At 61.9% G+C, this 14084-nt stretch carries 13 protein-coding genes; 9 read left to right on the forward strand and 4 right to left on the reverse strand.

Annotated elements, in window-relative coordinates:
- Positions 1-87: 87 nt before the first annotated feature.
- From MHM88_RS05580 to fdhD, 3 genes are read left to right on the forward strand one after another with little or no spacing between them, the layout of a single operon-like run.
- Positions 88-2391 carry an FdhF/YdeP family oxidoreductase gene (locus MHM88_RS05580; protein ID WP_239361069.1) on the forward strand — a complete coding sequence of 768 codons (2304 nt, stop codon included), beginning with the start codon at positions 88-90 and terminating at the stop codon, positions 2389-2391.
- Positions 2388-2723 (forward strand): hypothetical protein, encoded by a 336-nt coding sequence (locus MHM88_RS05585; RefSeq protein ID WP_239361071.1) that lies wholly within the window; start codon positions 2388-2390, stop codon positions 2721-2723. Before MHM88_RS05580 ends, MHM88_RS05585 begins: the two co-directional genes overlap by 4 nt.
- Complete coding sequence (fdhD, locus tag MHM88_RS05590; RefSeq protein WP_239361085.1) at positions 2720-3553, forward strand: formate dehydrogenase accessory sulfurtransferase FdhD; 834 nt, start codon at positions 2720-2722, stop codon at positions 3551-3553. The genes MHM88_RS05585 and fdhD overlap by 4 nt, the downstream gene beginning before the upstream one ends.
- A gap of 67 nt (positions 3554-3620) precedes the next feature.
- On the opposite strand, the gene nagA is transcribed toward fdhD, so the two are convergent.
- From nagA to MHM88_RS05610, 4 genes are all read right to left on the reverse strand, one after another.
- Positions 3621-4763, reverse strand: a complete 1143-nt coding sequence (nagA, locus tag MHM88_RS05595) for an N-acetylglucosamine-6-phosphate deacetylase (protein WP_239361097.1) — start codon at positions 4761-4763, stop codon at positions 3621-3623.
- Positions 4760-5788, reverse strand: a complete 1029-nt coding sequence (locus tag MHM88_RS05600) for an SIS domain-containing protein (RefSeq protein WP_239361099.1) — start codon at positions 5786-5788, stop codon at positions 4760-4762. The genes nagA and MHM88_RS05600 overlap by 4 nt, the downstream gene beginning before the upstream one ends.
- A 73-nt stretch (positions 5789-5861) precedes the next feature.
- Positions 5862-6617: a GntR family transcriptional regulator gene (locus MHM88_RS05605; protein WP_239361101.1), complete on the reverse strand. Its 756-nt coding sequence runs from the start codon at positions 6615-6617 to the stop codon at positions 5862-5864.
- Positions 6604-7491, reverse strand: coding sequence for a BadF/BadG/BcrA/BcrD ATPase family protein (locus tag MHM88_RS05610; protein WP_239361102.1), 888 nt, complete (start codon positions 7489-7491; stop codon positions 6604-6606). Before MHM88_RS05610 ends, MHM88_RS05605 begins: the two co-directional genes overlap by 14 nt.
- 191 nt (positions 7492-7682) lie before the next feature.
- Between MHM88_RS05610 and MHM88_RS05615 the strand changes: the two genes are divergently transcribed.
- The 6 genes from MHM88_RS05615 (at position 7683) to MHM88_RS05640 (ending at position 13824) form a co-directional block, all read left to right on the forward strand.
- On the forward strand, positions 7683-8573 hold the full coding sequence (locus MHM88_RS05615) for an N-acetylmuramic acid 6-phosphate etherase (RefSeq protein ID WP_239361104.1): 891 nt from the start codon (positions 7683-7685) through the stop codon (positions 8571-8573).
- Between the two features lie 40 nt (positions 8574-8613).
- Positions 8614-9867, forward strand: a complete 1254-nt coding sequence (locus MHM88_RS05620) for an ABC transporter substrate-binding protein (RefSeq protein WP_239361105.1) — start codon at positions 8614-8616, stop codon at positions 9865-9867.
- A gap of 84 nt (positions 9868-9951) precedes the next feature.
- On the forward strand, positions 9952-10866 hold the full coding sequence (locus MHM88_RS05625) for a carbohydrate ABC transporter permease (protein ID WP_009176119.1): 915 nt from the start codon (positions 9952-9954) through the stop codon (positions 10864-10866).
- Between the two features lie 12 nt (positions 10867-10878).
- A complete protein-coding gene (locus MHM88_RS05630; RefSeq protein WP_065328286.1) occupies positions 10879-11718 on the forward strand; it encodes a carbohydrate ABC transporter permease in 840 nt (279 codons plus the stop codon).
- 79 nt (positions 11719-11797) lie between these two features.
- Entirely contained in the window at positions 11798-12832 is a 1035-nt protein-coding gene (locus MHM88_RS05635; RefSeq protein WP_239361108.1) for a Gfo/Idh/MocA family protein, read from the forward strand.
- Positions 12829-13824 (forward strand): ABC transporter ATP-binding protein, encoded by a 996-nt coding sequence (locus MHM88_RS05640; protein WP_239361110.1) that lies wholly within the window; start codon positions 12829-12831, stop codon positions 13822-13824. Before MHM88_RS05635 ends, MHM88_RS05640 begins: the two co-directional genes overlap by 4 nt.
- Positions 13825-14084: the final 260 nt, after the last annotated feature.

Below are 14084 nucleotides of genomic sequence, written 5' to 3' on the forward strand. Positions count from 1 at the left end.
TCCGCCCGGCTCCGACGCGGATCGTGCAGCACATGCGGTGCTGGCGACCGGCTCGGTGCGGCCAGAGCCTGTCACAAGGCCCCAGCCATGACCCACAATAACGGATCCGAAAAAGCACCTTCTGCAGCCGCCGGTGGCTGGGGCGCACTCAAGAGCGTCGGGCGTCAGTTGATGGGCAGCGGTAAGCCCCTGTCCGGTGCGCGCACCATGCTGAAGGCCAACCAACCCGATGGGTTTGACTGCCCCGGCTGTGCGTGGGGCGACCCCGAACATGGCTCCTCCTTTGAGTTTTGCGAAAACGGGGTCAAGGCCGTCGCATGGGAAGCCACCCGTGACCGCGTGACGCCCGCATTCTTTGCCCAACACAGCGTGAGCGAGCTGCGCACATGGTCGGACTACGCGCTGGAAAATCAGGGCCGCCTGACCCATCCCATGCGCTATGATGCCGACAGCGACCGCTATGTCGAGGTCACATGGGACGACGCTTTTGCCGGGATCGCCGCGCGCCTCAATGCGCTGGATGATCCCAACCGGGCGGAGTTCTACACCTCCGGTCGTGCCAGCAACGAGGCGGCCTTTCTTTATCAGATGTTCGTGCGCCTTTATGGCACCAACAACTTCCCCGATTGCTCCAATATGTGTCACGAGGCCAGCGGCGTTGCCCTCACCGAGGCCATCGGCATCGGCAAAGGCACCGTGCTTTTGGAGGATTTCGAGAAGGCCGACGCGATCTTTGTGGTTGGTCAAAACCCCGGCACCAACCACCCGCGCATGCTGGCCGATCTGCGCGCCGCCACCCAACGCGGGGCACGCGTGGTGGTGTTTAACACCCTCAAGGAAAAGGGCCTGCACCGTTTTGCCGACCCGCAAAACAAGCTGGAAATGATCCGCGGCGGCTCCGAGGCAACCTCGACCGACTATTACCGTCCGCGCCTTGGCGGCGACATGGCGGTGTTTCGCGGCATGGCCAAAGTCGTTCTGGCCGCCGAGGAGGCCGCACAGGCCACCGGCCAGCCCGCAGTGCTGGATCACGCCTTCCTGAGCGCGCACACCGAAGCGTTCGAGGCCTACCGCGACGCGGTGAACGCCACCTCTTGGGACGAGATCGAAGACCAATCCGGCCTCAGCCGCAACCAGATCACTGAGGCGGCAGAGATCTATCTGGCCTCTGATCGCGTCATCACCACATGGGCGATGGGGATCACGCAGCACCGCCATTCGGTGCCGATGATCCGCGAGATTGCCAACTTCATGTTCCTGCGCGGCAATATCGGACGTCCGGGCGCGGGTCTGTGCCCGGTGCGCGGCCATTCCAACGTGCAAGGCGACCGCACCGTCGGCATCAATGAAAAAGCCCCGGCAGCCCTCTTGGATGCGATGGAGCGCGAGCTGGGCGTGGCGATGCCGAGTGACCGTGGCCACAACGTCTTGCAGGCCATCGGCGCGATGCTGTCGGGCGACGCGCGCGCCTTTATCGCGCTTGGCGGCAATTTCGCCCGCGCCACCCCCGACAGCGCGCTGATTGCACAAGCGATGCAGAACCTTGATCTGACGGTGAATATCGCCACCAAGCTCAACCACGGTCATTTGCTGCCGGGCACTCACAGCTACATCCTGCCCTGTCTGGGCCGCACCGAGATCGACAAGAACGCCGCAGGCGTGCGCCAGATCGTAACCGTCGAGGATTCCATGTCGATGGTGCATGGCTCCGGCGGGATCAACCCGCCCGCCGCCAAGACCCTGAAATCCGAGGTACAGATCGTTGCGGGCATTGCCCGCGCCACACTTGGCAATGCCACCGTGGACTGGGATGCGCTCGCCCAAGACAACGACAAGATCCGTGACCTGATCGCCCGCGTGCTGCCGATCTTTGGCGATTTCAACGCACAGGTGCGCAAACCGCGTGGCTTCCATCTGCGCAATGGCGCATCAGAGCGCGAATGGAACACCCCCGCCGGGCGCGCGACCTTCTCTGCCGATCCGCTGCCCGAGCAGACCGAATGGCAGAATCTGCGTGGCGAAAACCGGCGATTTGTGCTGCAAACCTTCCGCTCGCACGATCAGTACAACACCACCGTCTACGGCATGGATGACCGCTATCGGGGCGTCTACGGCGAACGCAACGTGGTCTTTATGCATCCCGATGACATCGCCGCACTGGGTGCCGAACCCGGTGATGTCATGGATGTGGTGGGCCTGCACGAGGATGACGTGGACCGCATCGCGCCGGGGTTCCGTCTGGTGGCCTATGACATCCCCAAGGGCTGTGTTGCGGGCTACTATCCAGAGCTTAACGTGCTGGTGCCGCATCAGGTCTTTGGCGACAAAAGCTTCACGCCTGCGTCCAAATCCGTGCCCGTCACCTTTCGCCCCAGCGAGACGCCCGCATGATGGCGCTCATCGAGGCTCTGGTCGCCGACCACCCGGAGGCGCTCTCCCCGCTCGGGGCCGGTCTGATGACAGCGGCGCATCTGGGGATCGCGCATGACAGCCGCAGTTTTGCGCGCAAGTTCGGCCTTGCCCATGCGCTGGTGCTGCGTGAATGCACGCTGTTGGCCCATGAACACGATCTGCTGACGGTCGAGAGCCGGGGCGATAAATCCCAGCGCCTGTTCTACCAACTCAGCGATACCGGCCGTGCCACGGTGGAGCTGGCCTGCGATGACACTGACAACACCGCCCACCTGAGCGCGGCAGGCGCAGCCAAGGAGTACGCCTCATGACCGCGCCGCTGCGCCATCCCACGGCCCCTGCGCATTTCACCGCGCATCGCCACGAAGGGCTGATCGTCTCGGCGGATGAGGTCGCGCCCCACAGCCGCGATCTGGCCGAGGAAACCCCTGTTGCCATGGTGTTTGACGGCTCCAGCGCCGCCGTGATGATGGCCAGCCCCTCCGACGTTGAGGATTTTGCCTTTGGTTTTGCCCGCACCGAAGGGTTCATCACCAGCTTTGACGATGTGCGTGAATTTGAACAGGTTGCGCATGACAGTGGCATCGAGGCGCGGTTTTGGCTGCGCGAGGATCGCGGTGCCGCGATTGCCAGCCGCCGCCGCGCCATGGCCGGTCCCATCGGCTGTGGCCTTTGCGGCATCGACAGTCTGGAACAAGCGCTGCGCCATCCGCGTGATGTGTCGGATGTTGCACTCCGGTTTCGGGCTGCTGCGATTGCCGCCGCGCCCAGTGACCTCGCCCGCCACCAGCCCTTGCACGATCAATGCCGCGCGGTACATGCCGCAGGGTTTCTCTGCCCGGATCATGGCCTGATTGCAGTGCGCGAGGATGTGGGGCGTCACAATGCGCTCGACAAACTCATCGGCGCGCTGCTGCGACAAGGGATCGACCCGGCCAGCGGTGCCTTCGTGATGACGTCGCGGATCTCGGTGGATCTGGTGCAAAAGGCAGCAGAAGTGGGGTCGGGCATGATTATCGCCGTCTCCGCACCGACCTCGCATGCGGTGCGGCTGGCAGATCGCGCAGGCATGACCCTTGCCGCGTCAACACGCGGTGGGCGCTTTGCCCTCTATACGCATCCGCACCGGGTCGTCGCATAACCGGGCGATTGCAACGGGGTGGCACAGCCGCGCGCCCATGCGCCCGGCCATGCACTTTGGCAAACCTTTAGCCAATCACGGGTGACGCCGCGCTCAGATCTGATTTGATGCGGATCATATCCGTCAACATCTGACCCGGCAGCGTCAGATCCACCGGCGCATCAATCAGCGCCGCCGGGATCGCGGTCGCCGCCTCCAGCGCCTCATCCAGGGACACACCGCATTGGCTGGTCAGCACCCTGAGCGCCGTGGTCAGATCCAGATCCGCCCCGGCCAAGGTGCCATCAGACAAGCGCAGCCGCCCTTCGCTGCGGGTAATCCGGCGCCCTTCCAGTCGGAACTCGCTATTCGCCGTGCCCGCAACCGCCATGGCGTCAGACACAAGGAAAATCCGCCCCGGCCCGCGCCGTTTGGCCAGCCACGCCGCCCGGAGGCTGGCGGGGTGCACGTGGATGCCATCCGCAATCAAACCCGCCGACAGCTCTGCGGTGTCCAGCACCGCCCCCACCAACCCCGGCGCGCGATTGCCCAACTGGCTCATGGCGTTGAACAAATGGGTCGCACAGCCCGCGCCCGCCTTGGCATAGGCGACACAGGTGTCAAAGGGCGCATCTGTATGGCCAAGCGAGACCAGAACGCCGGCCTCCACCATGCGCGTCACCTGTTCAGGCGTGACATTCTCCGGTGCAATCGTGACCTTGAGCTTGGGCAGCAGGGCCGCCGCCTCGCAGATCGCGCTCAGGTCGCTTTCCTCCATCGGACGGATCAGGGCTGCGTCATGCGCCCCCTTGCGCGCGACCGACAGATGTGGCCCCTCCAGATGCAAGCCGCCAAAGCCACGCACCCCGGCCTCATGGGCATCAATCCCAGCCTTCAGCGTCGCGCGGGTCTTCTCGGCGGTATCCGTGATCAGCGTTGGCAGGATCGTGGTCGCCCCCAGACTGCGATGCGCATCGCAAATTGTCGCAATCGTCTCGACGTTCGGCGCATCGCCCAACATCACACCACCGCCGCCATTCACCTGCAGATCGACATAGCCGGGCGACAGGATATCGCCGCCCAGATCGATCATATCGCCGCGCTCGCCCAACTCCGTCAGCGGCACCATCTTCGCGAGCTGACCTGCGCGAAACTGTGCTGCATAGCCTTGCCGCAGGCGTTTACCGTCAAAGATCGGCCCGCCCAGAAAGGTAATCAGCCGCTGCATCATACGGTTTCCGTAACCTTGTTGAGGTGACGCGGTGCATCCGGGTTCACGCCACGACGCGCAGCCACGGCTTCGACCATACCGTAAAACGACACAATCGACGAAATCGGATCGGTGATCCAGTGATCGGTGCGCACATGCGGCAGAACGTCTGCACCTTTGGCCTTATCCGTGGTGGCAAAGACATGCGCGCCCTTATCCGCGAGCGCCTGCACCATATCGCCGACGCTTTCCTCGGCGGCGTCAGCCGCAGCAAAGGCAATCACCGGGAAATTTTCACCCACGATCGACACCGGACCATGCAGCACCTCCGCCGCAGAATAGCTCTCGGCGTGAATCTGGCAGGTTTCCTTGAACTTCAGCGCCGCCTCGTTGGAGATCGCCCAGCTTGGCCCGCGCCCCAGCGTGTAAAGCGACTGACCGTCGATGGCCTCAACCGCCGCGCTCCAATCGCAATCCTTTGCCTTGGCCAGATGTCCGGGCAGTTTGCGGATCGCATCCAACAGCTCAGCGTCCTGTTTGATTTCAGCCAGCAACCAAAGACCCGCCACCAGCGAGGTGACAAACGTCTTGGTGGCCGCAACACTCAGCTCGGGGCCCGCGTGGATGGGCAGCACCGCCGCCGAGGCCTCCGCCAGTGGCGAGGTCGCATCATTGGTGATCGCAACCGTGTAGGCGCCCTTGTCGCGGAAGGCGGAGGTCAGTTGCACGATGTCCGGGCTTTTGCCCGACTGCGACACCGAAATGCTCAGCGCACCCGCACAGTTCAGATCGACCCCGTAGATGGATTTCACCGACGGCCCCACCGACGCCATCGGCAGGCCCAAGAGCAATTCGCTGGCATATTTCAGATAGGTCGAGGCATGATCCGAGGAGCCGCGCGCCACCGACAACAGATAGCTCGGGGCGAGGTCACGGATTTCAGCGGCGGTGGCCGTCACCGCGCCCGCGCCTTCGCTCAGAAGACGCTCGACCGCGTCGGGGATTTCGTTGATTTCACGGCGCATCTGCGTTTGAGGAGCGTTCATGGTTCAAAACCTTTCACTGGGCAGATCAGTCATTAAGGAAGGGAGGAGTAAGGCAGGTCGCAACGGCTGAGGCTCAGCCCGACAGTTGCAACTCCGCGACGAAGTCATAGGCGTCACCGCGATAAAGCGAGCGCGTCAATTCCGCGACCCGGCCATCTTCGAGGAAAGACAGGCGTTGAATGCGCAGCCCGGCGGTGCCTTCGGCCACGTTCAGCAGCTTCGCTTCCGTGGCTTCCAGGTTGATGGCAGAGATTTTCTGGATCGCGCGCACCGGACGGTGGCCGATCACTCCAAGCGTTGCATAAAGCGAGGTGGTCACCTCCAGCGGGTTCGGCAGAATACTGAGCGGCAAAGCCGCGCGCTCCAGCGCCATGGGCTGACCGCCCGCTTCCCGCAGACGATAGATCCGGGCCACCGAGTCCTCAGCGCCAAGCCCCAGCACAGAGACCTCTTCTTCGGTGGGCAGGAAGACGCCACGCTCCAGCCATTTCGAGGTGGTCTCCAACCCGCGTTGCTGCATATCCTCGGTAAAGGACGTCAGATGGCGCAGCGATTGTTCAACCCGCGCGGTGCTTTCGCGTACAAAAGACCCAGACCCCTGCCGCTGTTCGATCGCCCCCTGCTGCACCAGCTCATGCATGGCCTTGCGCACTGTGACGCGTGACAGATCGGTGATTTCGGCAATCTCGCGCTCGGGCGGCAGGGAACTGTTGGGGGGCAGCACACCGGACTGGATGGCCTCTTCGAGGCGGCGGCGCAGCTGCACATAGCGCGGTCCTGCGCCCTGATCGAACCAGATATCGGGTTTCAGGAATTCAGTGATGGTCATCCCGCACCTCCTGTGCGAACTCATGCGCCAGCGTAATCGCCCCGTCGAGCGGCGTGCCCCTCGGCGCGATGCAGGCTTCCTGCATGGCCGGTGGCAGATAGGGCAGGAACTGCGGTGCAATCCCGCCGGTCAGGCACAGCGGCAATCCGGCCTTCCACCCCATCCTATGTAGCGTCGTGGCGATCTCATGCGCGGCATCCGTCAGGATCTCTACCGCCAGCGGGTCGCCCTTGGCGGCAAAAGCGGTGACATCCGGGGCCACCCGGCCAAAATCCGCAGGCCGTGCCTTGACCGCAAAGGCGACAATCTCTGCCGAGCCGCCAAACCGCTCCAGAAGCTGCGCCCCCAGTTCCGAGGGCTCGCGCAGGCGATCCACTTCCTCAAGCGTGCAAGCCAGCGCGCGTCGTCCCACCCATTGCGCCGACGCCGGATCACCAAGCACCGATCCCCAGCCCCCCGCGAATCGGCTTTGCCCTTCGATCTGCGCGGCAAAGAACGACCCGGTGCCACAATGGGCAATGAGTCCATCACTGCCGCCCAATGCACCGCTGAGTGCGGTAGGGCGATCATCGGTCACGCGCACCAGCTGAAAGGGCAGCGCCTCCGAGAACCGTGCGGCGATCTGCGCGCCCGTCACCCCGGCAATTCCGATATAAACCGGGCACATGGCCAGCGCCGCAGCGCTATGACCTGTCGCCTCAGCCAGTTGGTCAAGACCGTCGCGCACCTGCGCCACAGCCCCCGCCATATCGGTAGAAATATTCGCCGAGCCGGTCTCTACCGTGATCACAGAATCCCCATCGGATAGCGCCAGCCGACACCGCGTACCGCCACCATCGAGAGCCAGAACAGAGGTTTTCAATGTGTCCGTCATGAAAATACCAATACGATACCAAGGCGGTCTTTGAAAGATGAAATCAGTACCAAATTTGCGGATAGGGCCGTAAATATCGGCAAAATCGGGATTTTTACATGATGAATTCAAACCTTGGAACGCAACTGGAACGCAAAGGTAGACAAAAGGTATCAAATGGGTATTGTTGGTTCAAATCTGGAGGGAATCACGTGTCGACCGCTGCCACGGAACAATTGCACGAAAACGCCAAAGATCTGGACGCCCGCCCATTGGCTGAGGTGGCAGAGATTCTGGCCCATGCGCAACACGATGCGTCTCAATCCCCTCTTGCCGCGACAGAAGCCATTTGCGCCGGCGCTTTGGCCATGGCGCAGGCGATCCGTGCGGGCGGCACATTGCATTACGCCGCAGCCGGGTCTTCGGGGCTGATGGCTGCGGCCGACGCCCTTGAACTGGGCGGCACGTTTTCCATCCCCGCGGCGCAACTGCGCATCCATATGGCTGGTGGCATGCCCACCGGGGTCGAGATGCCAGGTGGCACCGAGGACGAAACCGCAGAGCTGGAACGCGCCCTCGCAGAGATCGGCCCGGATGATGTGCTGATTGGCGTCTCTGCCAGCGGCACCACGCCTTATACGGTTGCGGGCGCAAAGCTCGCAAAGACGCGCGGCGCCTGCGTCATCGGCATCGCCAACAACGCCAGGTCGGCACTGCTGGACATCGCCGATCACGCGGTCCTGCTGCAAACCCCGCCAGAGGTGATCTCCGGCTCCACCCGCATGGGGGCCGGCACCGCTCAGAAGATCGCACTCAATATGCTGTCGACCCTGATGGCGATCGATCTTGGCCATGTCCACGACGGCATGATGATCAACCTGCGCGCAGACAATATCAAACTGCGCATCCGCGCCCGCCAGATCGTGACCCGCATCACCGGTGCCACCGACGACACCGCCAATGCCGCCATCGAGGCCGCAGGCGGCAATGTGAAATGCGCCATCCTGATCGCGGCTGGCGCAACAGACCTCGCGGACGCCAATGCGCGTCTGGAGACGACAGGCGGCAAGCTGCGCCCAGCGCTCTCGTCGCTCAACACATAAGAAAAACAACAATAAATCCATTCCAATAGGAGGAAGACCCATGAAAAGTAAGTTTATGTTGGCCGCGCTTGCGGGCACCGCTCTGGTTGCCACATCCGCTTTGGCCGAGGATGTCACCCTCACCGTCGAAAGCTGGCGCAACGACGACCTGACCCTGTGGCAGGACAAGATCATCCCCGCGTTTGAAGCGGCCCACCCCGGCATCAAGGTGAAATTCACCCCCAGCGCGCCGACCGAATATAACGCGGTTCTGAACTCCAAGCTGGACGCAGGCTCCGCTGGTGATCTGATCACCTGCCGCCCGTTTGACGCCTCTCTTGCGCTCTATGAGGCGGGCCACCTTGCCGCGCTTGATGATATGGACGCGATGAGCAACTTCTCCGATGTTGCGAAATCCGCATGGCAGACCGATGATGGCTCCGCGAGCTTCTGCGTGCCGATGGCCTCCGTGATCCATGGCTTCATCTACAACAAGGAAGCCTTTGAAGAACTCGGCCTTGAGGTTCCCGAAACCGAGGACGAATTCTTTGCCGCGCTTGAGAAAATCAAGGAAGACGGCACCTATATCCCGATGGCGATGGGCACCAACGACCAATGGGAAGCCGCCACCATGGGCTATAACAACATCGGCCCGAACTACTGGAAAGGCGAAGAAGGCCGCAAGGCGCTGATCGACGGCGAGCAGAAGCTGACCGACGAACAATGGGTTGCCCCTTATGCGACCCTCGCCAAATGGGCGGATTATCTGGGCGACGGCTATGAGGCGCAGACCTATCCCGACAGCCAGAACCTGTTCACGCTGGGCCGCGCGGCGATCTATCCGGCAGGCAGCTGGGAAATCTCCGGCTTCAACGCGCAGGCCGATTTCGAGATGGGCGCCTTCAAGGCTCCGGTCAAATCCGCAGGCGACACCTGCTACATCTCGGATCACACCGACATCGGGATCGGCATGAACGCCTCGACCGAGCACCCCGAAGCGGCCAAGGCGTTCCTGACATGGGTGGCCTCGCCCGAGTTTGCCGACATCTTCGGCAACGCACTGCCGGGCTTCTTCCCGCTGTCCAATGCTCCGGTTGAACTGGACGACCCGCTCGCGAAGGAATTCGTCAGCTGGCGGGACGAGTGCGAAAGCACCATCCGCTCCACCTACCAGATCCTGTCGCGTGGCACGCCGAACCTCGAAAATGAGACCTGGGGCGCATCCGCCGCAGCGATCAAAGGCACCGAGACCCCCGAAGCTCTGGGCGCAAAGCTCCAGTCCGGTCTTGAGAGCTGGTACGAACCGCAACAGTAAGTCCCCGAAACGACACGAAAACCACTGTTGTAACACTCCCGGACGCGCCAATCCGCGCGTCCGGGACCTGGACCGGAGGTTCCCATGCAAAAGCCCCGCATCCGCTGGCATATCGCCCTCTTCTTGGCCCCTGCCGTGCTGATCTACACCTCGGTTATGATCTTCCCCCTCTTCAATACGCTGCGCCTCGCCCTCTTTCAGGAGGTCGATCAGGAGCGCGTCTATGTGGGGCTGGAGAATTTCCGCACGCTCTTCTTTGATCCGATCTGGTCGGAGCAATTCTGGAACGCTCTGGGAAATAACTTCTGGTTCTTCCTCGTTCACATGCTGGTGCAGAACCCCATTGGGATCGCGCTCGCAGCCCTGCTGAGCCACCCACGCCTGCGCTTTGCGGCACTCTATCGCTCTGCAATCTTCATCCCGACGATCCTGAGCTTTGTGATCGTGGGCTTTGCGTGGAAACTGATCCTGTCTCCAATCTGGGGCATCGCGCCTTCGATGCTGGATGCGGTGGGTCTGAAGTCACTCTTTGCGCCATGGCTCGGCAAGGAAGAATACGCCCTCACCACGCTGGCGCTGATCTCCGTGTGGCAATTCGTTGGCATCCCCATGATGCTGATCTATGCCGCACTCCTGTCGATCCCCGAAGAAATGCTTGAGGCGGGCGAAATTGACGGCGTCACCGGCATGGCCGCCTTCTGGAAGATCAAACTGCCGCTGATCCTGCCCTCGATCGGGATCATCTCGATCCTGACCTTTGTGGGCAATTTCAACGCCTTCGACCTGATCTACGCCTCCCAAGGCGCGCTGGCGGGGCCTGATTTCTCCACCGACATCTTAGGCACCTTCATGTATCGGACGTTCTTTGGCTTCCAGCTGCAACTGGGCGATCCACATATGGGGTCCGCGATTGCAGGGGCGATGTTTGCGATCATCCTTGTGGGCGTCTGTCTTTATCTCTTCGGCATCCAGACCCGGATGCGCCGCTACCAGCTCTGACGGGAGGCACACATGAGTTCCGCACGCTCCAACCCGATCAACACGGCTGCAATGCATGGCGCGCTGATCATCTACACCTTGATTGCGCTGTTTCCGGTCTTTGTGATCCTGATCAACAGCTTCAAGACCCGCAAAAAGATCTTCCGCGAACCGCTGGCCTTGCCGGATGCGGACAGTTTTTCCCTCGTGGGCTATCAGACGGTGATGAAACAGGGGGATTTCTTCCTCTACTTTCAGAACTCCTTCATTGTCACCGTCGGCTCGCTCACGCTGATCCTGCTGTTTGGCGCCATGGCAGCCTTTGCGCTCAGCGAATATCGCTTTCGCGGCAATATGCTGATGGGGCTGTATTTGGCGCTCGGGATCATGATCCCGATCCGCATCGGCACCGTGGCGATCCTTGAGATGATGGTCTCCACCGGGCTGGTGAACACGCTCTGGGCGCTGATCCTTGTCTACACGGCGCAAGGCCTGCCGCTCGCGGTCTTCATCCTGAATGAATTTATGCGACAGGTGAGCGACGATCTGAAAAACGCCGGGCGCATCGACGGGCTCAGCGAATACACCATCTTCTTCAAGCTGGTTCTGCCCCTGGTGCGGCCTGCGCTGGCGACGGTGGCGGTGTTCAACATGATCCCGATCTGGAACGATCTGTGGTTCCCGCTGATCCTCGCCCCCGCCGAGGAAACCAAGACGCTGACACTTGGCAGTCAGGTGTTCATCGGCCAGTTCGTGACCGACTGGAACGCGGTTCTGTCGGCACTGTCTATGGCGATCCTGCCGGTACTGATCCTCTACGTGATCTTCTCCCGCCAGCTCATTCGCGGCATCACGTCAGGGGCGGTGAAATGATGGTTTCTCTCGTCACCACAGAAGGGCAGTGCCCGGTCGCGGAGGGGCGTGAAGGCCCAAACCGCAAAGGAGCCACATCATGACCCGTGTTCTGATCGCTGGCCTCGGCAATATGGGCCTCTCCCACGCGCTCGCGCATCACAAAGAAGACGGCGCCGAGATTGTCGGCCTCGTCAATCGCTCGGGCCAGGTCGACCACCCCGACCTTCAGGGCTATCCGGTCTTCACCGACTTTCACGCGGCCCTCAACGACACAAAGCCGGATCTGGTGGTCGTGGCCACCTACTCTGACAGCCACGCCGACTATGCCGTGGCCGCGATGGAGGCCGGTGCGCATGTGTTTGTCGAAAAACCCCTCGCCACCACGGTGAAGGACGCCCGCCGGGTGGTCGCCACCGCCGAGGCGACAGGACGCAAGCTCGTGGTAGGCTATATCCTGCGCCACCACCCCTCTTGGGTGCGGCTCATTGAGGAATCCCGCGCACTTGGCGGACCTTACGTGTTCCGCATGAACCTCAACCAGCAAAGCAAGGGCGCTGAGTGGGAAACCCACAAGGCGCTGATGCAGACCACCGCGCCCATCGTCGATTGCGGCGTGCACTATGTGGATGTCTGGTGCCAGATCACCGATGCAAAACCCGTTCAGGTCAACGCCATGGGCCTGCGCCTCTCGGACGAGATCGCGCCCGAGATGTATAACTACGGCCAGTTTCAGGTCACATTCGAGGATGGCACTGTCGGCTGGTACGAGGCGGGCTGGGGGCCGATGATGTCGGAGACCGCCTTCTTCGTCAAAGATGTGATCTCTCCCAAAGGCTCGGTCTCAATCACCGAGGCCGACAAATCCGGCTCGTCTGATGTGGACGGCCATACCCGCGTTGGCGGGCTGCTGGTGCACCGCCCCGAGGGCGACCAGCTGATCGACCTGCCCGATGAACCCGGCCATCAGGACCTTTGCGACGCGGAGCAGGCCTATATGCTGCGCGCCATCCGTGAGGATCTCGACCTCTCCCGCCACGCACGAGACGCCGTCCAGTCGCTGGCCATCTGCCTTGCGGCGGATGAAAGCGTCCGCACCGGGACCCCTGTCAAACTGAAAGAGGTAACGCCATGACCGCGCTGACCCTGACCAATGTGAACAAATCCTTCGGCAATGTGCATGTCCTCAAGGACATCAACATCGAAGTGAACGAGGGCGAGTTCGTCGTCTTTGTCGGCCCGTCGGGCTGCGGTAAATCCACTCTCTTACGCACCATCGCGGGACTTGAGGATGTGACCTCTGGCGAGGTCTGCATCGCAGGCAATGTGGTCAACCAGACCCCACCCTCCAAGCGTGGCATCGCCATGGTGTTTCAATCCTACGCGCTCTATCCGCACCTCAATGTGCGGGGCAATATGTCCTTGGCGCTGAAACAGGCCAAAGAAAGCAAGGAAACCATCGAGGAACGCGTGGCCGAAGCCAGTCGCATGCTGAGCCTTGGCGATTATCTCGACCGCTTTCCGTCGGAACTCTCGGGCGGGCAGCGCCAGCGCGTCGCCATTGGCCGCGCCATCGTGCGCCACCCCAAACTGTTCCTCTTTGATGAGCCGCTTTCAAACCTCGATGCGGCGCTGCGGATGAACACCCGGCTGGAAATCGCAAACCTGCACGAGCAGCTGGGCGCAACGATGGTCTACGTCACCCACGACCAGACCGAAGCGATGACGCTTGCGGATAAAATCGTGGTGCTGCGCGATGGCCGTGTCGAACAGATCGGCTCTCCGATGGAGCTTTATAACAACCCGGCCAATCAGTTTGTGGCGGGCTTCCTTGGCTCCCCGGCGATGAACTTCCTGCCCGCAGAGTTGATCGAGCCGGGCAACCCCAACACGCTGGGTGTGCGCCCCGAGGACCTCATGCTGGATGACGCAGGCCCGCTCCAGATCACCACCAAACATGTGGAGCATCTGGGCGGCGACACCAACGTCATTGCCGATTGCAACGGCCATCAGATCACCGTGCGCCTGTTCGGCCAGCATGCGATCCGTTCCGGCCAAAGCCTGAATCTGAGTATCTCGGCGGGCAAATCCTACCTCTTTGACAGCACCGGTGCACGGCTGTCCTGACATGCCCCTCTGCGCGCCGACCCGGGCGCGCAGAGGCCGTGAGCGGCGATGATTTTTTTATTGTCTGACGCGTCAATAACGCACTACTCCTAGCGCACAGCCACCCGGCGCTCGATTCGGCCCTTGCCCATCGACCCGGCGCACCGACGTGAGGGACAGTGCTTATGACATCGCCTAACATATTGATATTCATGGTTGACCAGTTGAACGGGACGCTGTTTCCGGATGGTCCGGCAGACTGGCTGCATGCGCCGAACATG

It is taken from the genome of Epibacterium sp. MM17-32, from assembly GCF_022348205.1.
Lineage (GTDB): Bacteria > Pseudomonadota > Alphaproteobacteria > Rhodobacterales > Rhodobacteraceae > Epibacterium.